The organism is Streptomyces fructofermentans (assembly GCF_014651055.1).
In the GTDB taxonomy this organism is placed as follows: Bacteria; Actinomycetota; Actinomycetes; order Streptomycetales; family Streptomycetaceae; genus Streptomyces; species Streptomyces fructofermentans.
This window is the reverse complement of sequence record NZ_BMWD01000006.1, coordinates 222,383-246,892: the sequence shown is the minus strand read 5'-3', so window position 1 is coordinate 246,892 and position 24,510 is coordinate 222,383. Positions and strand designations below refer to the sequence as shown.

Here is a 24,510-nt window from a genome sequence, read left to right as displayed (position 1 = left end):
GTCCCCGCGGGCCCCGACCGGCCCGTACGCGCCGCTCCCCGGGCCCGTGCGGACGGGAGCCGCCGACGGCCGCGGGAGCGGGCCCGTGGGACTCCCCCGAGCCCTCGCCCCTAGACGGTGGGCTTCTCGCCGTCCGCCGGCAGCGGCTTCACGCCCTTGCACAGGTCCGTGGCGTCCGCCGTGCCCGGGTAGGCCACCTTGGTCACCCGGTCGAAGTGCACGCGGTACATGTCGTGCACGGCGTCGTCGTCGACCTTCACGATCGACTCGTCGTTCTCGCGGAGCGCGGGGCCCGTGTAGTTCCCCGAGCCGGTGAAGCTCACCTTGTTCTTCACTCCGTCGTACATGCCGTCGATGAGGATGTACTTGGAGTGGATGATGTACGGCGTCGTGAGCTTCTGGCCGGGGTTCAGCGGGTCCCGGTCGTCGTTGTAGCAGCGGACGGTCGGGCCGCCGCTGGTGTGCATCTTCTCCCAGGTGCCCGGGGTGCCGCCGGTGCTCTTGGCGCTGTCGGACTCGGCGTAGACGATGCTCACCGAGCAGCCCGCCTTCTTCAGCGCGACCATCTTCTCCGCGATGGCCATCCGCGTCAGCTTGAAGATCGCCACCCGGACCTTGGTCGACTGCGTGACGCCCGCGGTGTCCTTGTACTTGCAGGTGACGTTGTTGAGGACCGAGTACACGGTGTCCGTGGCACGGCTGTTGCCGGTCCGCGGGAAGAAGTACGCCTTGTAGAGGCCGTTGCTCACCGTGCGGTAGTTCCAGGACTCCCAGTCCTGCGCGACCATCGTGTCGAAGTAGTCGGCGTACGCGTCGTACATCGTCGGGTTGTTGGGCAGCAGCAGCGCGTCGTTGAAGAACCGGGTGTGCGCGGAGGGCGTGGAGTTCGAGGTGGTCTGCACGACCACGTTCGTGGCGCCCTGCACCGCGGAGAACAGCCAGAACTTGTTGTGCATGATCGACTGCCCGAACTTCGGGTCGCCGAGGCACGACTTGTTCTCCGGACAGGTCGCGACGTACGAGCCCTGCGTGCGGTCCGTGCCGAGGCCCGAAGCCAGCACGCCGTACGCGGTGTTGGTCGGCCGGTCGCTGATGCTGGACTCGTCGAGCAGCACCTGCACGTGCACACCGCGGCTCTTGGCGGCCACGAGCGCGTTGACGACGCCGGCCTCCCACACGTGGTAGACCGCAACCTTGATGGTGGACCCGGGCAGCGCCGCGTTGGTCAGCTCGATCAGCCGGGTGCGGATCGCGGCCTGCTCGTCGACCGTGCCGAGCGGATCGTTGAAGATCGGCCCCTCGATCCACGTCGGGTTGTCCAGAGCCTGCGCCGAACCGGCCGACGTGGCGGCCTGGACGCCCGCCGCGGACAGCACCGTGGCCAGTGCGACGGCCTGACGCCCTCCGGTGACCGGCTTCACGGCACGGTGTCGCCCCGTGCCCTTCAGGCGCACGCGCGCCATGGTGATCCCCTCCCCTGACACGTGTGAGCGTTCTCCCCAAACACGCACCCGTGCATTCACACGAACGACTGCATGAGTTTTACACGTAGATGATCTCGATCCAAGGGGCGGGGGGTGGAATGTGAGATCCGTGATGCTCCTGAAACCATGTCAGCCAATGCCAAACGGGGCGGTCCGCCCGGCAGTTGGCGGACACGGACGCATCCGGGCGCCGGACACGGCAACGCCCTCCGGCCGGCGGTCGTCCCGCCGGCCGGAGGGCGCGGATGTCGGAAGCCGGAGCCCGGAGGCCGGGGCCCCGGGCCCCGGCCTCCGGTCCTCGGCTAGTCCTCGTCGGTCGAGGCCGTGACGGCGGACGGCGCCTGCTGCTCGGCCGCCGCGGTCTTCTTCGACGTCGACTTGGCGGCCGTCTTGGCGGTCTTGGTCGCCTTCTTGGCCACGGTCTTCTTCGCGGCCGTCTTCTTGGCCGTCGTCGTCTTCTTCGCGGCGGCCTTCTTCGCCGGCGCCTTCTTGACCGCCTTGCGGGCCGTCTTCCTGGCCGGAGCCGCCTCCTCCTCGGACGCGTCCTCGGCCGCCTCGACCTCGGCGGGCGCCTCGGCGGACGGGGCCTCCGCGGGCGTCGCGGGGACGACCGTGACGGCGGACTCCGCGGCGGCGGTGGGCGCGGTGGCCTTGCGGACCGCGCGGCGGCGCGGACGGGCCGGGGCGGCGCTGTCGGCGACGGCCTCCGGCTCGGCTGCCTTCGGCTCGGCGACGGCCTCCGGCTCCGCGGGAGCGGCGACCGGCTCGGTGACCGTCACCACGGCCGCCTCGGCGGACGCCGGCGAACCGGCGGGCGCGGACACCTTGCGGGTGGCCCGGCGACGCGTACGGCCCTTGGGAGCGGCGTCGTCGACGACGGCCTCCGCTGCCGGGGCCTCGACGACCGGCGCCTCGACGACCGGGTCCTCCACGGCGGCGGGCTCGGCGTGCGCGTCGGCGGCGGGCTCGGTGGGCGCGGAGCGCTCGTCCTCGTCCCGTGCCGCCTCGAACCGCTCGGCCCGCTCGGCCCTGCGGGACTCGGAGCGCGGCGCACCGGCCGGGGCCGACGCGCGCCGGCCGGTCCGGCGCCGCGAGCGGCCACGGGTGGCCGCGGCCTCCGCCTCGGCGGCGCTGCCGTACAGCTCCTCGTCCGGGACGAACTCGGGCTCGGGCAGCGCGACGGGCTCGGCGGCCTCCGCGGCGACCTCGGCCGCCGTCTCGGCCGGCTCGGCCGTCTCCGTCTCGTGCGTGTGCTCGTGCTCGTGGGTCTGCTCGGAGCCGCCCCGGCCGCGCTTCTTGCGCTTGCCGCCGCCCCCGACGGAGGTCGGCTGCTCCATGTGCACGATGACGCCGCGGCCGTTGCAGTGGACGCAGGTCTCGGAGAACGACTCCAGCAGGCCCTGGCCCACCCGCTTGCGGGTCATCTGCACGAGGCCCAGCGAGGTGACCTCGGCCACCTGGTGCTTCGTACGGTCGCGGCCCAGGCACTCCAGGAGGCGCCGGAGCACCAGGTCCCGGTTGGACTCCAGGACCATGTCGATGAAGTCGATGACGACGATGCCGCCGAGGTCGCGCAGCCGCAGCTGGCGCACGATCTCCTCGGCCGCCTCCAGGTTGTTCCTGGTCACGGTCTCTTCGAGGTTGCCGCCCTGACCGGTGAACTTGCCGGTGTTGACGTCGACCACGATCATCGCTTCGGTCTTGTCGATCACCAGCGAACCGCCGCTCGGCAGCCAGACCTTGCGGTCCAGCGCCTTCGCGAGCTGCTCGTCGATCCGGTACGTCGCGAAGACGTCGACCTCGGAGGTCCAGCGGGACAGCCGGTCGGCCAGGTCGGGCGCGACGTGCGAGACGTATCCGTGGATGGTCTCCCACGCCTCGTCGCCGCTGACGATGACCTTGGAGAAGTCCTCGTTGAAGATGTCGCGGACGACGCGGACGGTCATGTCCGGCTCGCCGTACAGCAGCGTCGGCGCGTTGCCGCTCTTCGCCTTCTTCTGGATGTCCTCCCACTGCGCCTGGAGCCGCTCGACGTCACGGCGCAGTTCGTCCTCGCTCGCGCCCTCGGCGGCGGTGCGCACGATGACGCCCGCGTCCTCGGGAACGATCTTCTTGAGGATGGTCTTCAGGCGGGCCCGCTCGGTGTCGGGCAGCTTGCGGCTGATGCCGGTCATCGAGCCCTCGGGCACGTAGACCAGGTAGCGGCCGGGCAGCGAGACCTGGCTGGTCAGGCGGGCGCCCTTGTGGCCGATCGGGTCCTTGGTGACCTGCACGAGGACCGACTGGCCGGACTTCAGGGCCACCTCGATGCGGCGCGGCCCGTTGGCCATGCCCAGCGCCTCGAAGTTGACCTCACCGGCGTACAGGACGGCGTTGCGGCCCTTGCCGATGTCGATGAAGGCGGCCTCCATCGACGGCAGCACGTTCTGGACCTTGCCCAGGTAGACGTTGCCGACGTACGAGGTCGACTGCTCCTTGTTGACGTAGTGCTCGACGAGCACGTCGTCCTCCAGGACGCCGATCTGGGTGCGCTCGCCGCTCTGGCGGACGACCATCACGCGCTCGACGGCCTCACGGCGGGCCAGGAACTCGGCCTCGGTGATGATCGGGACCCTGCGGCGGCCCTGCTCGCGGCCCTCGCGGCGGCGCTGCTTCTTGGCCTCCAGGCGGGTCGAGCCCTTGATGGACTGCACCTCGTCGGAGCTGTCGTGCGGACGCTCGTCCTTCCGGCGGGGCTCGCGGACCTTCACGACCGTGCGCTCGGGGTCCCCACCGCCGGACTCGGCCTCGCCGGACGAGTCACCGGCGCGGCGGCGACGGCGACGGCGGCGACGGCTGCTGCTGGAGCCGCCCGCCTCGTCGCGGTCGTCGGCGTCCTCCGCCTCCTCGATGGCGTCGGCCTCGTCGCCGGCGTCCTCCGCCTCGTCACCGTCGCGCCCGCTCTGCCGGGCGGTCCCCTCGTCGGCGGAGCCGGCGCTGTCGCGGCCGGCGTCGTCGGAGGCGAACTCGTCGCCGTCCGTCTCGGCCGAGTCGCCCCTGCGGCGGCGGCGGCCACCGCGGCGGCGACGGCGGCGCGAGCCGGTGTCTGCGCTCTCGTCGTGCTCGTCGTGCTCGTCGCCGTCCGCGGCGTCCTCTGCGGACTCGTCGTCGCCGGTCTCGTCGGCGGGCTCCTCGGGCTCGGGGGCGCGCTCCACCGGGGCGGCGGGCTCCTCGGCCTTCCTGCGGCGGCGCCTGCGCGGCGCGGCGGCCTCCTCCTCGACGACCGGGGCGGTCTCCTGGACCGGCTCCTCGATCTCCTCCGCGGCCTCGGCCGCGGCGGCAGCGGCGGCGCGCTCGGGCGTCTGGAACATCGGCTCGGCGAACACCGGGGCCTGGAACACGGCGACGGCCGGACGTGCGGGGCGCCGCGAGGAGTCCTCGCCGCCTTCCGCGGTCCGGTGCGGCGCGGGCGCGGAGAAGCCTCCGGCGGCCTTGCGCGTGGCACGGCGGCGGGCGCGGCGCGGGGCGCCGTCCTCGGTGTCGGCGGTGTCGGCGGTGGCGTCGGCCTCGGCGGACCGGTCGTTGTCGGCAGCGGCCACGGGGGCCTCCCTGCGCTCGTCGCGGGCGACGGCCCCGGTGGGCTCGTCGGTCGCGGTGGGGGTCCCGTCACGTCCGGCCTTCGCGGCGGCGCGGCGGGTGGGCTCGGCGGCGGCCTCGGCGGGCGCCTCCGCGGGTGTCTCGGTCTCCGCCTGCGGGGCGCCGGCGGGCGCGGTGGCGCGGCGGGTGGCACGGCGACGGGTGCGCGGCGCGGGAGCGGCGTCCTCCGCCTCGGCGACCTCGGTGACCTCGGCTGCCTGGGCGGGCGCGGCCTCGGCGGCGGGCGTCTCCTCGACGGCCGGCGCGGCGGTCACGGACTCGGCCGCGGTCCGGCCCTCGGCGTCGGCGGCCTGGGGCGCGCCGGCGGGGGCGGAGGCACGGCGGGTCGCGCGGCGGCGACGCGGCGCGGGAGCGGCGTCCTCCACCTCGGTGACCTCGGCGACCTCGGCTGCCTCGGCTGCCTGGGTGACCTCGGCTGCCGGGGCGGCCTCGGCGGCGGGCTGCTCCTCGGCTGCCGGGGCGGCGGCCTCGGCGGTCTGCGGAGCGCCCGCGGGGGCGGACGCGCGGCGGGTGGCACGGCGACGGGTGCGCGGCGCGGGGGCGGCCTCCTCGGCCACCGGCTCGGCGGCCGTCACGGCCGCCTCCTCCACCGCTTCCGGCTCGTCCGTCTCCGGATCGGCGGAGCTCGCGGCCGGTATGGCCGGCGCGGCGGTCGCGGTGGCGTCGGTGCCCTCGCCGGGGCCCGTGGGCGGTCCCGCGGGGCGGGACGCGGCACGGCGCCGGCGGCGCGGCGGCAGGGTGTCGCTGGGGGTGTTGTTCTCGGAGCCCTTCGAGGGCTCAGCGGGTTCGGTCGGCTCGAGCATGCGGGTGGATCTCCCGTCAGGCTCCCGGGCGCCGCGGTTCCGGTGACGTCCGCGGCTCGCGCGATGCGCGGTGCCGCCGTCCGGGGCGCGGGCGCCGCACGGGAGCTCTCTGTGTCCTGTCTCGCCGGTTCCGTACGCCATGTGTGCGTACGGCCTGGCGAAAGTCTTCTGGTCGGTGCGCTGCCCGACCCAGGTGGCTCCCGGATACGAGGGCGGCGCTTCGACGTCCGTCCCTACGCGGGACCTTCCTTACGCCGACGCCTTCGCGGCGGCGGCTGCGGCATCCCCGGAGAAAGCTTCAGGGGGCGCTTCTGCCGCCTCGCGGTCGGGCGCGAGCGGGTCGGTCACCGTGCCGGTCTCTTCATCGAAAAGCCCCTGCGCCAGCCTGGTCACCGCTGCGGGGACCGGCGGCGCCAGGTCGGCCACGGCTCGGAGACCGGACAGGACGTCGTCAGGTCGAACGGCAGGCGTCACGTGCCGAACAACCAGCCGCAGTATCGCACAGGCCTGGTCGCTCGGCCTATCAGCCTGTGGACCGTGTGCTTCGGGCTGTGCCGCGCGGGCCTCCAGGCTCGCGACGGCGGCGCGGGAGTCGAAGGTCCGCATGCCGTTCTTCGCCCGGCGCTGGACCTCGACCGTGTCGGCCGACGTGAAGGCGTCGACGGCCCGCTGCGCGTCCTCGGGCGACACGCCGTCGAGGCGCAGCTCCCACACGGACGCCGTGAGCCGGTCGGCGAGGCCCGAGGTGCGGGCCTCGACCGCGTCGATGATGTCGAGCCCGTCGGGCAGCGACTCGTCGAGCAGCTCGCGGAGCTTGTCGGGGTCACGCGCCTCGGTGAGCGCGATCTCCAGGTACTCGGCCTCACTGCCCGTGCCGGTGGGTGCGGCATTGGCGTACGACACCTTCGGGTGCGGCGTGAACCCCGCCGAGTACGCCATGGGCACCTCGGCGCGGCGCAACGCGCGCTCGAATGCGCGCTGGAAGTCGCGGTGGCTGGTGAACCGGAGGCGGCCGCGCTTGGTGTAGCGCAGTCGGATGCGCTGCACCGCGGGTGCGGGCGGAGGGCCTTCGGGCTGTCGCTTGCCCAGTGTCGTTCAGTCCTTCGTGAGAGCGGTCGTACTGCTACCTAGAGTACGTGTCCCGGCGGCCGACGGTTCCCCCAGGGATGCGACGGACCCGGACCGCGGGGCCCCTCCGGGCACGGCGGGGCGCGCCGGACCGCCTGCGCCGCGGGGTTTGTCCAGGAGCACCCGCTCGGGTTCGCGGGGCGCCCCGAACAGGATGCGCCGGATGTCGGCCCGGGTCTGCCGTGCCGTCTCGCGGGCGCTCGCCAGTGCCTGCCTCGTGGTGCGGCGCACGCTCCGGGCGGCCTCGGCGGCGGGCCGCCAGACAGCGTCCCGCACCAGGTGGCCCGCGGGTGCGAGCACGCTCCGGTACACCCATCGCGCCGGTTCCACGAAGATCCACCGGAGGAGCCGGGCGAGGAACCGCCCGACGGCGAGCGACACGTGGCCGGCGACCCGCCACGCGTGTCCCAGGGCCTCGCCGACCTCGCGGGCGACGACGGCGACGCCCCGGCCGACCGGCAGGAGCACCCAGCGCCACAGGGCGACGGCGGGTACGACGAGAACCCAGCGCAGCAGGGTCGCGACGATCGTGGCGGTCCAGGTCGCACCGGCCAGAATCCCGCGTCCCACCCATGTCAGCGCGGCCCACAGTCCCCCACCGATCCATGTCATGCCGGCCCACAGGCCGCGCGAGACGCCGACGACACCGGTCCAGATGCCCCGCGAGACCCATGTGATGCCCGCCCACACCCCGCGACCGACCCATGTGATGCCGCCCCACAGCGCCAGGGCCAGCCAGGCGATCCCCCGCCCGGTCGGCGCGAGCAGCGCCCGGTGGAGCAGGCGGGCGGGCGCGACGACGAGGACGCGCCACGACCACGCGCATCCGGCTCCGATCCCCCGCAGCACCCACAGCAGGCCGTGCCCGAAGGGGGTCAGCACCCGGGCGTAAAGCCATCCGGCCGGGACGACGACGAGGACGTGCGCGAGCCAGGCCAGGGCGCGGCCGGTCGGCACGAGCGCGTACCGCCAGAGCCCCACCCACGGCCACACGAAGAGCAGTCTGCCCAGCCACGTCAGGACGTGCCCGAGTCCGGTCAGCAGCCACCCGGCGGCGGCCACTCCCGCCTCGGCGAGTCGGCGGACGGCCCGCCCGACCGGCGCGAACACCCACGCGAGGGCCCGCCCCAGCGGCCGGAGCACCGAGTCCCGCAGCAGCCGCCCCACGACCACCAGCGCGTCCCACGCCATCCGCACCGGCACCACCAGCACGAACACCACGATCCGCACCGGGACGCGGATCGCCACCACGAGACACCCTCCGGGCACCTCGTCCTGCCGCCCGGCGGGCCCGCCCGGTGGTACGGGCGCCGGGGGCGTCACCGGGCCCGCGGACGGCACGGGCGCGGCGTGCGGCGACGGCTTCTCCAGCTTCATACCGGGATAGACGCGCCGAGGGCCCGTACGGATGCGGAGAACCTTCCGTCGGCCGCCCACTCGACGCGAAAGCCCCGGGGGACGGCGGCGGGTGGTGTCCGCTGCCGTCCCCCGGGGCTTCACGACGCGCCGTGGCGCGGTGCTCGGGTCAGTGGGTGTGCCCGCTGGTCGCGACGTCCTTCTTGACCGTCAGCGGCAGCAGCTTCTTGCCCGTCGGGCCGATCTGGATGGAGGTGTCCATCTGCGGGCACACCCCGCAGTCGAAGCACGGCGTCCAGCGGCAGTCCTCGACCTCGGTCTCGTCGAGCGAGTCCTGCCAGTCCTCCCAGAGCCAGTCCTTGTCGAGACCGGAGTCGAGGTGGTCCCAGGGCAGGACCTCCTCGTAGGTGCGCTCGCGGGTGGTGTACCAGTCGACGTCCACGCCGAAGGCGGGCAGGGCCTTCTCCGCGCACTGCATCCAGCGGTCGTACGAGAAGTGCTCGCGCCAGCCGTCGAAGCGGCCGCCGTCCTCGTAGACCGCGCGGATCACGGAGCCGATGCGGCGGTCGCCGCGGGAGAGCAGGCCCTCGACGATGCCGGGCTTGCCGTCGTGGTAGCGGAAGCCGATGGAGCGGCCGTACTTCTTGTCGCCGCGGATCTTGTCGCGCAGCTTGGTGAGCCGGGCGTCGGTGTCCTCGGCGGAGAGCTGCGGCGCCCACTGGAACGGCGTGTGGGGCTTGGGGACGAAGCCGCCGATCGACACCGTGCAGCGGATGTCGTTCTGGCCGGAGACCTTGCGGCCCTCGGCGATCACGTTCATCGCCATGTCGGCGATCTGCATGACGTCCTCGTCCGTCTCCGTCGGCAGGCCGCACATGAAGTACAGCTTCACCTGCCGCCACCCGTTGCCGTAGGCGGTGGAGACGGTCCGGATGAGGTCCTCCTCGGACACCATCTTGTTGATGACCTTGCGCATGCGCTCGGAGCCGCCCTCGGGGGCGAAGGTCAGACCGGAGCGCCGGCCGTTGCGGGTCAGCTCGTTGGCCAGGTCGACGTTGAAGGCGTCCACGCGGGTGGAGGGGAGGGACAGACCGATCTTGTCCTCCTCGTACCGGTCCGCCAGCCCCTTGGCGATGTCGCCGATCTCGCTGTGGTCCGCGGACGACAGGGAGAGCAGGCCGACCTCCTCGAAGCCCGTCGCCTTGAGGCCCTTCTCGACCATGTCGCCGATGCCCGTGATGGAGCGCTCGCGCACCGGACGCGTGATCATGCCGGCCTGGCAGAAGCGGCAGCCGCGGGTGCAGCCGCGGAAGATCTCCACCGACATGCGCTCGTGGACGGTCTCGGCGAGCGGCACCAGGGGCTGCTTGGGGTACGGCCACTCGTCGAGGTCCATGACGGTGTGCTTGGACACGCGCCACGGGACGCCCGACCTGTTCGGGACCACGCGGGCGATGCGGCCGTCGGGGAGGTACTCGACGTCGTAGAAGGCCGGGACGTAGACATTGCCGGTCCTGGCCAGGCGGAAGAGGACTTCCTCGCGGCCTCCGGGGCGGCCCTCGGCCTTCCAGGCGCGGATGATGTCGGTCATGTCGAGCACGGCCTGCTCGCCGTCGCCGATGATCGCCGCGTCGATGAAGTCGGCGATCGGCTCGGGGTTGAACGCGGCATGGCCCCCGGCCAGCACGATCGGGTCGTCGATCGTACGGTCCTTGGACTCCAGCGGAATTCCGGCGAGGTCGAGCGCGGTGAGCATGTTCGTGTAGCCCAGCTCCGTGGAGAAGGACAGGCCGAACACGTCGAAGGCCTTCACCGGACGGTGGCTGTCGACCGTGAACTGCGGGACGCCGTGCTCGCGCATCAGCTCCTCCAGGTCCGGCCACACGCTGTAGGTGCGCTCGGCGAGCACGCCCTCGCGCTCGTTGAGGACCTCGTAGAGGATCATGACGCCCTGGTTGGGGAGCCCGACCTCGTACGCGTCCGGGTACATGAGCGCCCAGCGGACGTCGCAGGCCTCCCAGGGCTTGACCGTGGAGTTGAGCTCTCCGCCGACGTACTGGATCGGCTTCTGCACATGCGGGAGCAGAGCTTCGAGCTGTGGGAAGACCGACACAGCGGTTTCGGCAGGCATCTCGCGAACCTTCGTGAGCTGACAGGGGTGACCCTCAAGCCTAACGTGCTCGTGGACACCCCTTCGCCCGTCGCGCCGGCCCCTGGAGGACCGTACGGCCGCGGACCGCCTCCCACGTGCCCGGAAGCTCGGCCTCGACGGACGCGGCGGTCCGCTCCTCGTGCCCGTAAAGGACCCCGTAGGTGAACGCGTTCTCCCCCGCCGCGTGCGCCTGCGCGGCCAGGTCGCGCAGCGCGTCCCTGGCCATGACGCTGTCCTGGTGCTCGCCCAGCAGCGTCTGGAGGGACTTCATGTCTCCCACCAGGCTCTTCGCGGTCCTGCCGAGCACTGGAGTGGCCAGCTCCCCCGCGTACCGGGTGCGCTTGGCCTTCTTGCGTGCCTCGTGGATGGCCAGGTCCCGGTCGGCTCCGGACGGCAGTTCGACGGCCTGCGCGATCAGCTCGGCGAGCTTCGCGAAGTCCTTGCGCACCGCTTTGCCGATCACCTTGCCCGTGGTGTCCGAGGCGGCGCCGAGCAGCGGCGGAGTGGCGAGCAGCGCGTCGAGGGCGACGAGCAGGTCCAGATGGCGCCGTCCGTCGAGGACCGCGATCAGATGGCGTCGCGAACCGGACCTGCGGGCCTGCGCCCAGGTGCGCAGCCGGCCGCGGACGGGCCCGGCGAGCACGGCGCGCGGCAGTTCGTCGAGGGCCGCGGTCAGGCGCTCGGTCAGCACCTCCCTGTCCCGGTCGACGCCCAACTCCCCGGCCAGCCACTTCAGCTCGTCGCGGATCGGGTCGGTGACGGCCCGGTCCAGGACGTTCCCGTACGAGCGCAGGGCGCTGCGCATCCGGCGGGTGGCCACCCGCATGGCGTGCACGGAGTCGAAGACGTCGCGGCGGACGGCGGGATCGAGTTCGACGATGGCGTCGCGCTGGGTGCGGAGGTAGGCGAGGACGTGGTCGCCCGCGGTCACGGGGGCCGCCGCGACGACGGCGCGCGCCCGCGGCCTGCGTCCCGTCTCCTGGAGGGCCCTGGCCAGTTTGGACGCCGACCCGGAGCGGGTGACGCCGGCCTTGCGGAGCTTCTTCTCGACCCTGTCGAGGAACGCGGGGTCGCCGTCGTCGGCGAGCTCCACCTCGATCTCGGTCCACTCGGTGGTGCCGTCGCCGCCGCTGAGGCGTTCGGCGCGCACGCGGTCGAGGCTGATCTCGGCGAGCAGGCCTCCGGCGTCGTCGACGAGATGGCGGACGTCACGCGCCGACCGCAGGCGCACGACGGGGAGCAGTTCGGCGTCGCGCACCCGGGAGCGTACGAGTCCCACGAGGGTGCGGGGCACGGTGTCGGACAGCGGGGCCCGGATCTCGTCCCGTACGCCTTCGGCCACCGGCAGTTTGAGGTGCCAGCCCGCGTCGGCCCCGCCGGTGCGGCGGCGCAGGGTGAGCGACGCGGCGGCGAGCCGTTGGTCGGCCGTGTCGTAGTAGGTCGCGTCGAGTTCGGTGACGCCCTTGTCGACGACGGCCGAGACGCCCGCGACGCGCGTCAGGTCCGGCAGGTCCGACAGTCCGGCATGCTCATCGGCTTCGTACTTACGCTCGATCTCCCGCTTCGTGTCCGCCATGAACTGAATCTAGACGTGAAAACGGGCCCTGGGCAGTCCCTCTGACCTGCCCATGGCCCGAATCCGTCGATCCGCGGGGCGCGAGCGGTCCGACGCGTCCGTTCCGCTCCGGTTCCCGCTCCCCGTCGTCCCGGCCTACGCCGACATGGGCCGCTGCACTCTGATCGACTGCAGCAGCCCCACGGCCACCCAGACCGCGAACATCGAGGAGCCTCCGTACGACACGAACGGCAGGGGCAGGCCCGCGACCGGCATGATGCCGAGGGTCATGCCGACGTTCTCGAAGGCCTGGAAGGCGAACCAGGCGATGATCCCGGCGGCGACGATCGTGCCGTACAGCTCCGTCGTCTCACGGGCGATGCGGCAGGCCCGCCACAGGACGATGCCCAGCAGCACGAGGATCAGGCCGGCCCCGACGAAGCCGAGTTCCTCGCCCGCGACGGTGAAGACGAAGTCCGTCTGCTGCTCGGGGACGAACTGCCCGGTGGTCTGCGAGCCCTTGCCGAGACCGGTGCCGAACAGGCCGCCGGAGCCGATCGCGATGCGCGCCTGGTTGGTGTTGTAGCCGACGCCCGCCGGGTCCAGCTCGGGGTTGGCGAAGGCGGCGAAGCGGTTGATCTGGTACTCGTCGAGGATCTTGAGCTGCCAGACCGCGATCGCGCCGAGCGCGCCGGTGCCGATCAGCCCGAAGACCCAGCGGTTGGACGCGCCGGAGGCGAGCAGCACGCCCAGCACGATGATGACCATGACCATGACCGAGCCGAGGTCCGGCATGAGCAGGACGATCAGTATCGGTACGGCGGCCAGCCCGAGGGACTGGAGGACCGTGCGGTGGTCCGGGTAGGGCTTGTCGCCGGCGTCCACCCGGGCCGCGAGCAGCATCGCCATGCCCAGGATGATCGTGATCTTCACGAACTCCGACGGCTGGAGCGAGAAGCCGCCGCCGATGACGATCCAGGCGTGGGCCCCGTTGATGGTCGCGCCGGCCGGGGTCAGCACCAGGAGGATCAGGAAGACGGACAGTCCGTAGAGGATCGGCACGGCCGTGCGCAGGGTGCGGTGGCCGAGCCAGACCGTGCCGATCATCAGGGCGAAGCCGATGCCCGTGTTCAGCAGGTGCCGGAACAGGAAGTAGTACGGGTCGCCCTGGTTCAGCTCGGTGCGGTTGCGGGTCGCCGAGTAGACGAGGGCCGCGCCGATCAGGGAGAGCGCGACGGCCGAGAACAGTATCGGCCAGTCGAGCCGGCGGGCCAGCGAGTCGCGGGCGAACAGCCGCGACCAACTGGAGCGCTCGGGCCCGTATCCGGAGACGGAGAAGCCGTTCGCGCCGGTCATGTGAGCGTCCTCCGCCTCTTCCTCGGGCGGGCCGCGCGCCGCCGGGTGTCACGGTTGTTGCCCGTGTTGTTCGCGGGCACGGTGGCCGCCGGGTCGGCTCCCGTCAGCGCCTGCCCCTCCTCGACGGCCTTCTTCTCGGCCTTCGGCGGGTACACGCCGACCTTGGGCGCGTCGATCGAGCCGTCCGCCTCGATCTTCGGCAGCTTCTTCTGCGGGGTGGGGAGCAGCGCCTTCCTCTTGTCGATCTTGCCTTCCTCGGAGACGCCGTAGAGCGCGTTGTAGATCTTGCGCACCGCGGGGCCCGAGGCGCCGGAGCCCGTACCGCCCTGGGAGATCGTCATGACGACCGAGTACTCCTCGGTGTACGTGGCGAACCACGAGGTCGTCTGCTTGCCGTAGACCTCGGCCGTACCCGTCTTGGCGTGCATGGGGATCTTGTCCTGCGGCCAGCCGCCGAACCTCCAGGCGGCCGTACCGCGGGTCGCGACTCCCTCGAGGGCACCGTCTATCTCGTCGCGCGTCTTGCGGGACATCGGCAGCTTGCCGTTCGACTTCGGCTCGATCTGCCGGACGCTCCGGCCGTCGGCGCTGACGACGGCCTTGCCGACGGTCGGCTCGTAGAGCGTCCCGCCGTTGGAGATGGCCCCGTAGATGGTCGCCATCTGGATCGGGGTGACGAGCGTGTCGCCCTGTCCGATCGAGTAGTTGACGGAGTCACCGGCACGCATCCGGTTGCCTTCGAGGCAGTTCTCGTACGCGATCTGCTGGGCGTACGAGCCGCCCTTCTTGCCGTACTTGCACCAGGCGTCCTTGTTGGCCTTCCAGTAGTCCTGCTTCCACTGGCGGTCGGGGACGCGGCCGGTGACCTCGTTCGGGAGGTCGATGCCGGTCTCCTTGCCGAGGCCGAACTGGTGGGCCGTCTTGTAGAACCAGTTCTTCGCGTTCTTCTTCGGCTTGATGCCCCCGTCCCTCTTCCACTCCTCGTGCGAGAGGCTGTAGAAGACGGTGTCGCAGGACACCTCCAGCGCACGGCCGAGGCTGATCGGGCCGTACCCCTTGGACTCGAAGTTCTTGAAGACCTGGCCGCCGATCGAGTACGAACTGGCGCACTGGTAGGGGCCGTCGAAGGAGTACCCGGCGTTGACGGCGGCGGCCGTCGGGATGACCTTGAAGATCGAGCCGGGGGCCGACTGGCCCTGGATCGCCCGGTTCAGCAGCGGGTAGTTGGAGCCCTTGCCGGTGAGCCTGGCGTAGTCCTTGCCGGAGATCCCGCCGACCCAGGCGTTCGGGTCGTACGACGGGTTGGACGCCATCGCGACGACCCGGCCGGTCTTGGACTCCATGACGACGACCGCGCCGGAGTCCGCCTTGTAGTTCTCGCTCGTGTTCTTGTCGTACTCGGTGCGGGCGACCTTCATCGCCTCGTTCAGCTCGTACTCGGCGACGCGCTGGACGCGGGAGTCGATGCTGGTGACGACGTTCGCGCCGGGCTGCGCCTCGTCGCTCTTGGCCTGGCCGATGACCCGGCCGAGGTTGTCCACCTCGTAGCGGGTGACCCCGGCCTTGCCGCGCAGTTCCTTGTCGTACTGGCGCTCCAGGCCCGAGCGGCCCACCTGGTCGGAGCGCAGGTAGGGCGAGTCGGTGTCCTTGGCCTTGGTGATCTCGTCGTCCGTGACGGGCGAGAGATAGCCGAGGACCTGTGCGGTGTTGGCCTTCGCGGGGCTCGCGTACCGCCGGACGGCCTGCGGTTCCGCGGTGATGCCGGGGAAGTCCTCGGCGCGTTCGCGGATCTGCAGGGCCTGCTTGGGCGTGGCCTCGTCGGTGATCGGGATCGGCTGGTAGGGCGAGCCGTTCCAGCACGGCTGCGGCGTCTTCGCGTCGCACAGCCGGACCTTGTCGATGACGTCCTTGGCCTTCAGGCCCAGGACGCCGGCGAGCTTGGTGAGCACCGCCTTGCCGTCGTCGTCCATCTTCAGCAGGTCCGTGCGGGACGCGGAGACCACCAGGCGGGTCTCGTTGTCGGCGATCGGCACACCGCGGGCGTCGAGGATCGAGCCGCGCACGGCGGGGCTGACGACCTGCTGGACGTGGTTGCCCGAGGCCTCCTTGGCGTACTCGTCGCCGTTGCGGATCTGGAGGTACCAGAGGCGTCCGCCGAGTGTGCCGAGCAGGGACAGGACAAGGATCTGGATGACGACGAGCCTGATCTGGACCCGTGGGGTCCGGCCGGTCTCGGGGATGTTCGTCACTGCTGCTGGGTCCCCCTCTCAGTGCGCGTACGTGTCATACGAGTACACGACCGGGCTGTGTACGCGCGGCGCCTTGTGGACAAGTGCCGCGCTGTGGACAAGTGCGGTCGACGGGTGCGCGTTCACAGTCGCTTGACCCCCTTGATGCGTCCCGCCCTGGCGACCCGCGCCTTGGCCGCCTTGACCCGCAGTCCGCCGCGCTGGCTGCCGATGCGCAGCCCGGTGCCTGCGGACAGCCAGCCCGCGGAGACGTCGGCGGCCTTGGACCCGCCGCCCGCCTCGGAGAGCGGATCGTTCTCGGCGCGCCTGGCCAGGGCCATGATCCCGGGGACCACGAACGGGGCGAGCAGCAGGTCGTACAGGGCGGCCGTGAACAGCAGGCCGCTCAGGCCGACATGGCGGGCGGCCGTGTCGCCGACGAGGGCGCCGACGCCCGCGTACAGGAGCGTGGAGCCGACCGCGGCGGCGACGACCACGGCCATGGGCCCGGTCGCGGACTTGAGCTGGCCGTGGTCGGGCCGCGCGAGTCCGGCGAGGTATCCGATGACGCACAGCACGAGGGCGTAGCGTCCGACGGCGTGGTCGGCGGGCGGGGCGAGGTCGGCGAGCAGGCCCGCGCCGAAGCCGATGAGGGCACCGCCGACGTGTCCGTAGACCAGGGCGAGGCCCAGCACCGTGAGCAGCAGCAGGTCGGGTACGGCGCCCGGAAGGTGGAGGCGGGCGAGGACGCTCACCTGGATCACCAGGGCGACGATCACCAGGGTCGCGGAGAGCAGCATTCGGTTGAAGCGCATGGCAGATCAGCTCCTACTGCTCTTGCTGCAGACCGTCGGCGGGCGCGTTCGCCGAGGGGGTGACCGTCACGGTCACGGTCGGCGTGGGAGTCGGTTTGGGCTTGGCCGGCAGCACCTCGTCCCGCGGGTCCTTGCGGGGGGCCTGGACGACGACGCCGACGATGTCGAGCTTGGTGAAGGAGACGAACGGCCTGACGTAGAGCGTGCGGGTCAGGTCGCCGCCCGAGGGGTCCACCCGGGACACCACGCCGACGGGGACACCGGGCACGAAGGGCTTGTCGGCCTGGGAGCCGAAGGTGACCAGCCGGTCACCCTTCTTGATCTTGGCCTTGCCGTTGAGCAGTTCGACCCGCAGCGGGCGGTCGCCCTGACCGGAGGCGAAGCCCAGTTCGTCGGTGGACTCCATCCGCGTGCCGACGGTGAAGTCGGGGTCGTTGGCGAGCAGTACGGTGGCGGTGCCGGGGCCGACGGTGGTGACGCGCCCGACCAGTCCGTCGCCGTTGAGGACCGTCATGTCGCGCTCGATCCCGTCCTTCGCGCCGACGTCGATGGTGACCGTCCAGGAGAAGCCCTGGGCCGCTCCTATCGCGATGACCTGGGCGCCCTTGATGCCGTACTGCCCGGCACCGGCCGTCTTGAGGATCTTGCCGAGCTGCTTGACGCGGCTGTTGTTGCGGTCGTCGCTGCCCAGCTTCGCCTTCAAGGCCGCGTTGTCGCGTTCGAGTTGTGCGACGCGGTCGTGGCGCTCGTCGGAGTCCTTGACCGCCTGGATCGCGTTGCCGACGGGGTCGACGGCGGACGACACCCCGTCCTCGATCGGGCCGAAGACCGTGGCGGCGGCCTGCCGGGCGCCGTCGACGGGCGAGTCCTCGCCACCGCGGATGTCCACCGTGATCAAAGCGAACGCGATGGCGATCAGCAGCACCAGGAGCAGCCGGCTCTCTCGTGTGTCCCTCACGTGCGGCGGCCGTGCCTTCCTCGTCGGAATTCGTGTATGACTCACCCGGCTGCGCCCCGGAGGGCGGAACTCACGGGTGTTATAGGGGAGCTTATGCCTGAATATCAACGATCCGCCGTACGAGAGGAGGTCATCTCGTACGGCGGAATCGAAGAGTTACGTCATCTGCGCGGCTGGGCGTCCAGCACCTGCTGAAGAGCCTCGAACTCCTCGACGCACTTGCCGGAACCGAGCGCCACGCTGTCCAGCGGGTCCTCGGCGATGTGGATGGGCATACCGGTCTCGCGGCGGAGCCGCTCGTCGAGGCCGCGGAGCAGGGCGCCGCCGCCGGTCAGGACGATCCCTCGGTCCATGACGTCGCCGGACAGCTCCGGCGGGCACTTGTCGAGGGTGGTCTTGACGGCGTCGACGATCGCGTTGACCGGCTCCTCGATCGCCTTGCGGACCTCGGCCGCCGAGATGACGACGGTCTTCGGAAGGCCGGAGACCAGGTCCCGGCCGCGGATTTCGGTGTGCTCGTCAGTGTCGAGGTCGTACGCAGAACCGATCGTGATCTTGATCTGCTCGGCCGTCCGCTCACCGAGGAGGAGCGAGTACTCCTTCTTGATGTGCTGGATGATCGCGTTGTCCAACTCGTCGCCCGCGACACGGATGGACTGTGCCGTGACGATTCCGCCGAGCGAGATGACCGCGACCTCGGTGGTGCCGCCGCCGATGTCCACCACCATGTTGCCCGTGGCCTCGTGGACCGGCAGGCCGGAGCCGATGGCCGCGGCCATGGGCTCCTCGATGATGTGCACCTGGCGCGCGCCGGCCTGCGACGACGCCTCGATGACGGCGCGGCGCTCGACGCCTGTGATGCCGGAGGGCACGCAGACGACGACACGGGGGCGGGCGAGGTAGCGCCGCTTGTGGATCTTCAGGATGAAGTAGCGGAGCATGCGCTCGGTGATCTCGAAGTCGGCGATGACGCCGTCCTTCAGCGGGCGCACGGCAACGATGTTGCCCGGCGTCCGCCCGATCATCTTCTTCGCTTCCGCGCCGACCGCGAGGATGCCACCGGTGTTGGTGTTGATCGCGACGACGGACGGCTCGTTGAGTACGATCCCGCGACCCCTGACGTACACCAGCGTGTTGGCGGTCCCGAGGTCGACAGCCATGTCACGGCCGATGAACGACATTGAGTTCCCCATCAGGATTCGTCTGGCCTTCCCAAGTGGAGCTTTTGATGGCTTTTTAGGACGGCGAGGGTGAGCGCTGTGACGTGAAGGGCTCCATCGTAGTCACGCCTGCACGAGCACTGCGCGAGGGTCTCCGCCATTGTCAGCAGATGATGAGCCGCCTCGCTTGTGGAGACGGTCCAACGGGGGAACGCGTTCCCCCGATCGGCAGTCATATGCCAGCCTAAGGCCGTTTTTGCGCTGCCGCCCCTGGTCAGACGGTCACGTTCCTGATCCGGTGTCAGCGGTTCCGGCGCCGAACATTTCATTTTGGACGCGATCCCGGGACCGTGTCCGAACCGCCCCGCACGGGGCGGTTCGGCCCACGAACGGCCCTCGACCGGGCGGACCGGTCCCTACGGCTGACACCCGGCTCGACGGATGGCGCAGGGCGGACGGCGGAGGTCCGCCGGCGGTCCGGCGGTGCGGGCGGCCCGGCCGGCGGACCCGACAGGTCCGGCCCGCCCGCGAGGCGGACGGGCCGGACGACCGGGGTCACTTCCGCGCGGCGGCGCGGTGCGCCCGGTGGGGAACACGGGCGCGGCGTCCGGGGAGCCGGACCCCGCCGCCGCGGAGGTGGTCTACGCGCGGCCCGGGAAGAAGATCTTCAGCTCACGCTCGGCGGACTCCTCGGAGTCGGAGGCGTGGATCAGGTTCTCCCGGACGATCACACCGAAGTCGCCGCGGATGGAGCCGGGAGCGGCGGCGATCGGGTCGGTCGGACCCGCGAGCGCCCGTACGCCCTCGATGACGCGCTCGCCCTCGACGACGAGCGCCACGACCGGACCGGAGGCCATGAAGGCGACGAGCGGCTCGTAGAAGGGCTTGCCCTTGTGCTCGCCGTAGTGCTGCTCCAGCGTGTCCTGGTCCAGGGTGCGCAGTTCCAGCGCGGTGATCTGCCAGCCGGCCTTGCGCTCGATACGGCTGATGATCTCGCCGGTCAGGCCACGACGGACCGCGTCGGGCTTGAGAAGGACGAGGGTGCGCTGGCTCACTGTGATGGCTCCTTCGGGTCACGGACGTGCGGATGAACGAGGCTACAGGGCGTGTCGGGACGCGGGTCACGCAGCGTCAGCTGATACGGGCCCGGGACGCGCCGGGGCCCGGGACGCCGGGCGGGCCCAGCACACCGGACCGGCCGGCCCCTTACGCCGCGTGACCCTCGGCCTCGGCCTGCGCGGCGAACCGCGCCTTCGCCTCGTCCACCTTCCGCCCGAAATGGATCGAGGCCCACCACAGGGCCGCGAAGACCACGCCGAGGAAGAACATGACCGGCACGACGAACCCGCCGGCGATCAGGCCGAGCTGCAGCGCCCAGCCGAGCTGGACGCCGCCCGGCCGGGTGATCATTCCGCAGAGCAGCAGGCACAGCAGCATCGCGATCCCGCTGACCGTCCAGACCGTGGCCATGGACAGATCGGGATCCTTCATCGCCACGAGTCCGGCGAACCCGATCACGAAGAACTCCGCGATCAGCGTCGAAGCACCGAGCGTACGCACGGATCAACCCCTTCCCAGAAGCAGCCGGGCCTCGCCGACCGTGATGACGGAACCGGTGACGAGGACGCCGCCGCCCGCGTACTCCGCCTCCTCCTCGGCCAGCGTGATCGCGGCCTCCAACGCGTCGTCCAGGCGCGGCTCCACCTGCACCCGGTCCTCGCCGAAGACCTCGACGGCGATCCCGGCCAGCTCGTCGACGTCCATCGCCCGGTGGCTGGAGTTCCGGGTGACGACGACCTCGGTGAAGATCGGCTCGAAGGCCTCCAGGACACCGCGTACGTTCTTGTCGGCGCTCGCGCCGACGACGCCGATCAGCCGGCTGAAGTCGAAGACCTCGCGGACGCCCTCGGCGGTGGCGCGGGCCCCGGCCGGGTTGTGCGCGGCGTCCAGCACGATCGTCGGGGACCGGCGGACGACCTCCAGCCGGCCCGGCGAGGTGACCGAGGCGAAGGCCTTGCGGACCGTGTCGATGTCGAGGGGCTCGGGGCGCTGGGAGCCGACGCCGAAGAACGCCTCCACGGCGGCGAGCGCCACCGCCGCGTTGTGCGCCTGGTAGGCGCCGTGCAGCGGCACGTACACCTCTTCGTACTCCCCGCCGAGGCCGCGCAGCGTCAGCAGCTGTCCGCCGACGGCGACCTGGCGGCTCACCACGCCGAACTCCAGCCCTTCGCGGGCCACCGTGGCGTCGACCTCGACGGCCTTCTTGAGGAGGACCTGGGCCGCGTCGACGGGCTGCTGGGCCAGGATGACCGTGGCGTCCTGCTTGATGATCCCGGACTTCTCCCGGGCGATCTCCCCGGGGGTCGTGCCGAGCCGGTCGGTGTGGTCCAGGTCGATCGGGGTCACCACGGCGACGTCCGCGTCGATCACGTTCGTCGCGTCCCAGCTGCCGCCCATCCCGACCTCGACGACGGCCACGTCGACGGGCGCGTCCGCGAAGGCCGCGTACGCCATGCCGGTGAGCACCTCGAAGAAGGAGAGCCGGAAGTCCTGGCTCGCGTCGACCATCTCCACGTACGGCTGGATGTCGCGGAAGGTCTCGACGAAGCGCTCGGCCGGGATCGGGGCGCCGTCCAGGCTGATCCGCTCGGTGACGGACTGGACGTGCGGCGAGGTGTAGCGCCCGGTGCGCAGGTCGAAGGCGCCGAGGAGGGCCTCGATCATGCGGGCGGTGGACGTCTTGCCGTTGGTCCCGGTGAGGTGGATCGAGGGGTAGGCCCGCTGCGGCTCGCCGAGCAGGTCCATGAGCGCGGAGATGCGGCTCACGGACGGTTCGAGCTTGGTCTCGCCCCAGCGGGTGGCGAGCTCGGCCTCGACCTCGCGCAGCGCCTTGTCGGTCTCGGGGTCGGCCGGACGTGCGGGAACGTCGGCCTGCGGCCGGCTGCCCGACGTGCGCAGAGTACGGCTGCCGGCCTCGATGGCGGCAAGGTCGGGGTCACGGTCCGTCTCGGCCTCGACGATCTCGTCGAACGGGTCGGACTCACTGCTGTCGCGCGGGAGCTCACTCACGGGCCCCAGTCTACGGAGCCGGACCGGCGGTGGGCCGGACAGCCCCGGCGACACCGGGACGCTCCGGACACGCGGACGCCCCGGAGGCCCGGAACCGTGTGGGGTTCCGGGCCTCCGGGGCGTGCTGCCGGGCCGGGGCGGGCTGCCGGGCTCAGGCCTGGGGCAGGCCCTCGAGCTGGGTGCCGATGCGGGCGATGTCCTCGTCCGCCTTGGCGAGCCGCGTACGGATCTTGTCCACGACCTGGTCGGGGGCCTTGGCGAGGAACGCCTCGTTGCCGAGCTTGGCGTTCGCCTGGGCCTTCTCCTTCTCGGCCGCGGCGAGGTCCTTGGCGAGCCGCTTGCGCTCGGCCGCCACGTCGATCGTGCCGGACAGGTCGAGCGCGACCTGCGCGCCCGCCACCGGCAGGGTCGCCGTGGCCGTGAACCCGTCGCCCTCGGGCTGCAGGCGCAGCAGCTGCCGGATGGCCGCCTCGTGCGGGGCCAGCGCGGTCCCGTCGAGGGTGAGCCTGGCCGGGACCCGCTGGCCGGGCTGGAGGCCCTGGTCGGCGCGGAAGCGGCGGACCTCAGTGATGACCTCCTGGAGCGTGCCGATCTCGCGCTCGGCGCCGGAGTCGCGGTAGCCGCTGTCCTCGGGCCAGTCGGCGATCACGACGGACTCGCCGCCCGTGAGGGTGGTCCAGAGGGTCTCCGTGACGAACGGGACGACGGGGTGCAGCAGCCGCAGGGTGACGTCCAGGACCTCGCCCAGGACCCGCTTGCTGACCTCGGCCGCCGGGCCGCCCGCGAAGAACGTCGTCTTCGACAGCTCGACGTACCAGTCGAAGACCTCGTCCCACGCGAAGTGGTACAGCGCGTCGGAGAGCTTGGCGAACTGGAAGTCCTCGTAGAACGCGTCGACCTGGGCGACCGTCTCGTTGAGGCGCGAGAGGATCCACCGGTCCGTCGCCGACATCTCGGACGGGTCGGGGAGCGGGCCCTCGACGGTCGCGCCGTTCATCAGCGCGAACCGGGTCGCGTTCCAGATCTTGTTGGCGAAGTTGCGGGACGCCTGGACCCAGTCCTCGCCGATCGGCACGTCCGTACCGGGGTTGGCGCCGCGGGCCAGGGTGAAGCGGACGGCGTCCGAGCCGTACTTGTCCATCCAGTCGAGCGGGTCCACGACGTTGCCGAAGGACTTCGACATCTTCTTGCCGCGCTCGTCGCGGACCAGACCCGTCAGGGCGATGGTCTTGAAGGGGACCTCGCCGTCCATCGCGTACAGGCCGAACATCATCATCCGGGCGACCCAGAAGAAGATGATGTCGTGGCCGGTGAGCAGGACGTCGGTCGGATAGAACTTCTTGAGGTCCGGGGTCTGTTCGGGCCAGCCGAGCGTGGAGAACGGCCACAGGCCGGAGGAGAACCAGGTGTCGAGGACGTCGGTGTCCTGGCGCCAGCCCTCGGCCTCGGTGCCCGGCGGCTGCTCGTCGGGGCCGACGCAGACCGTCTCGCCGTCCGGGCCGTACCAGATCGGGATGCGGTGGCCCCACCACAACTGACGTGAGATGTTCCAGTCGTTGAGGTTGTCGACCCAGTCGAAGTACCGCTTCGACATGTCCTCGGGGTGGATCCTCACCCGGCCGTCGCGGACCGCGTCACCGGCGGCCTGCGCGAGCGGGCCGACCTTGACCCACCACTGCAGGGACTGCCGCGGCTCGATGGTGGTCCGGCAGCGCGAGCAGTGCCCGACGCTGTGGACGTACGGACGCTTCTCGGCGACGATCCGGCCCTGCGAGCGCAGCGCGCCGACGATGGCGGAACGCGCCTCGTAGCGGTCGAGTCCCTCGAAGGGGCCGTGGACGGTGATGATCGCCCGCTCGTCCATGACCGTGATCGACTCCAGGCCGTGGCGCCGGCCGATCGCGAAGTCGTTGGGGTCGTGGGCGGGGGTGACCTTGACGGCACCCGTGCCGAACTCGGGGTCGACGTGCGTGTCCGCGACGACCGGGATGGTGCGGTCGGTCAGCGGCAGCTTGATGCGCCTGCCGACGAGGTGGCGGTAGCGCTCGTCGTCGGGGTGGACGGCGACGGCGGTGTCGCCGAGCATCGTCTCGGCGCGCGTGGTGGCGACGACGAGGGTCTCGTCGCCCTCGCCGTACTTGATGGAGACGAGCTCGCCGTCGTCCTCCTGGTACTCCACCTCGATGTCCGAGATGGCCGTGAGGCAGCGCGGGCACCAGTTGATGATGCGCTCGGCGCGGTAGATCAGCCCGTCGTCGTACAGCTTCTTGAAGATGGTCTGGACGGCCTTGGACAGGCCCTCGTCCATGGTGAACCGCTCGCGGTCCCAGTCGACGCCGTCCCCGAGCCGTCGCATCTGGCCCAGGATCTTCCCGCCGTACTCCTCCTTCCACTGCCAGACGCGCTCGACGAACTCCTCGCGCCCGAGGTCGTGCCGCGACTTGCCCTCCTCGGCGAGCTGCTGCTCGACCTTGTTCTGGGTCGCGATACCGGCGTGGTCCATGCCGGGCAGCCACAGCGCCTCGTGCCCCTGCATGCGCTTGCGCCTGGTGAGGGCGTCCATGAGCGTGTGCTGGAAGGCGTGGCCCAGGTGGAGGCTGCCGGTGACGTTCGGCGGCGGGATGACGATGGTGTACGGAGGCTTCTCGCTCTGCGCGTCGGCGGCGAAGTAACCCCGGTCGACCCAGCGCTCGTACAGCTTCCCCTCTACCTCGGCCGGCGCGTACTGGGTCGGCAGTTCGGGGGTGTCGGCTGGCGGCTGCTGCTGAGCGTTGTCGGTCACGGAGTCAGTTTAGAGGTGTCACGGGCTC

At 71.5% G+C, this 24,510-nt stretch carries 15 protein-coding genes; all 15 read right to left on the bottom strand.

Annotation, left to right across the window (positions count from 1 at the left end):
* Positions 1 to 110: 110 nt before the first annotated feature.
* Positions 111 to 1,463 (bottom strand): phospholipase D-like domain-containing protein, encoded by a 1,353-nt coding sequence (locus tag IE265_RS11300; protein ID WP_190035323.1) that lies wholly within the window; start codon positions 1,461 to 1,463, stop codon positions 111 to 113.
* 323 nt (positions 1,464 to 1,786) lie between these two features.
* On the bottom strand, positions 1,787 to 5,923 hold the full coding sequence (locus tag IE265_RS11295) for an Rne/Rng family ribonuclease (protein WP_190035322.1): 4,137 nt from the start codon (positions 5,921 to 5,923) through the stop codon (positions 1,787 to 1,789).
* Between the two features lie 249 nt (positions 5,924 to 6,172).
* A complete protein-coding gene (locus IE265_RS11290) occupies positions 6,173 to 6,970 on the bottom strand; it encodes a TIGR03936 family radical SAM-associated protein (protein WP_190035321.1) in 798 nt (265 codons plus the stop codon).
* A 48-nt stretch (positions 6,971 to 7,018) separates the two neighbouring features.
* Positions 7,019 to 8,428: a hypothetical protein gene (locus tag IE265_RS11285; protein WP_190035320.1), complete on the bottom strand. Its 1,410-nt coding sequence runs from the start codon at positions 8,426 to 8,428 to the stop codon at positions 7,019 to 7,021.
* A 148-nt stretch (positions 8,429 to 8,576) separates the two neighbouring features.
* Positions 8,577 to 10,538 carry a TIGR03960 family B12-binding radical SAM protein gene (locus IE265_RS11280; protein ID WP_190035319.1) on the bottom strand — a complete coding sequence of 654 codons (1,962 nt, stop codon included), beginning with the start codon at positions 10,536 to 10,538 and terminating at the stop codon, positions 8,577 to 8,579.
* A gap of 40 nt (positions 10,539 to 10,578) precedes the next feature.
* A complete protein-coding gene (locus IE265_RS11275) occupies positions 10,579 to 12,135 on the bottom strand; it encodes a CYTH and CHAD domain-containing protein (protein WP_190035318.1) in 1,557 nt (518 codons plus the stop codon).
* 135 nt (positions 12,136 to 12,270) lie between these two features.
* Complete coding sequence (rodA, locus tag IE265_RS11270; protein WP_190035317.1) at positions 12,271 to 13,470, bottom strand: rod shape-determining protein RodA; 1,200 nt, start codon at positions 13,468 to 13,470, stop codon at positions 12,271 to 12,273.
* On the bottom strand, positions 13,467 to 15,719 hold the full coding sequence (gene mrdA, locus IE265_RS11265) for a penicillin-binding protein 2 (protein ID WP_190035316.1): 2,253 nt from the start codon (positions 15,717 to 15,719) through the stop codon (positions 13,467 to 13,469). Before mrdA ends, rodA begins: the two co-directional genes overlap by 4 nt.
* Positions 15,720 to 15,841: 122 nt before the next feature.
* Complete coding sequence (mreD, locus tag IE265_RS11260) at positions 15,842 to 16,513, bottom strand: rod shape-determining protein MreD (RefSeq protein ID WP_190035315.1); 672 nt, start codon at positions 16,511 to 16,513, stop codon at positions 15,842 to 15,844.
* A gap of 13 nt (positions 16,514 to 16,526) precedes the next feature.
* Positions 16,527 to 17,471 carry a rod shape-determining protein MreC gene (gene mreC, locus IE265_RS11255; protein ID WP_190035314.1) on the bottom strand — a complete coding sequence of 315 codons (945 nt, stop codon included), beginning with the start codon at positions 17,469 to 17,471 and terminating at the stop codon, positions 16,527 to 16,529.
* A gap of 161 nt (positions 17,472 to 17,632) precedes the next feature.
* Positions 17,633 to 18,652, bottom strand: a complete 1,020-nt coding sequence (locus IE265_RS11250) for a rod shape-determining protein (protein ID WP_081217257.1) — start codon at positions 18,650 to 18,652, stop codon at positions 17,633 to 17,635.
* 620 nt (positions 18,653 to 19,272) lie between these two features.
* Positions 19,273 to 19,686 (bottom strand): nucleoside-diphosphate kinase, encoded by a 414-nt coding sequence (ndk, locus tag IE265_RS11245; protein WP_190035313.1) that lies wholly within the window; start codon positions 19,684 to 19,686, stop codon positions 19,273 to 19,275.
* 151 nt (positions 19,687 to 19,837) lie between these two features.
* Positions 19,838 to 20,191, bottom strand: coding sequence for a DUF4233 domain-containing protein (locus tag IE265_RS11240; RefSeq protein WP_190035312.1), 354 nt, complete (start codon positions 20,189 to 20,191; stop codon positions 19,838 to 19,840).
* A gap of 3 nt (positions 20,192 to 20,194) precedes the next feature.
* The gene (gene folC, locus IE265_RS11235; RefSeq protein ID WP_190035311.1) at positions 20,195 to 21,700 is read right to left on the bottom strand and encodes a bifunctional tetrahydrofolate synthase/dihydrofolate synthase; all 1,506 of its coding nucleotides are present in this window, start codon (positions 21,698 to 21,700) and stop codon (positions 20,195 to 20,197) included.
* A gap of 151 nt (positions 21,701 to 21,851) precedes the next feature.
* Positions 21,852 to 24,482 (bottom strand): valine--tRNA ligase, encoded by a 2,631-nt coding sequence (locus IE265_RS11230; RefSeq protein WP_190035310.1) that lies wholly within the window; start codon positions 24,480 to 24,482, stop codon positions 21,852 to 21,854.
* Between the last annotated feature and the right edge of the window lie 28 nt (positions 24,483 to 24,510).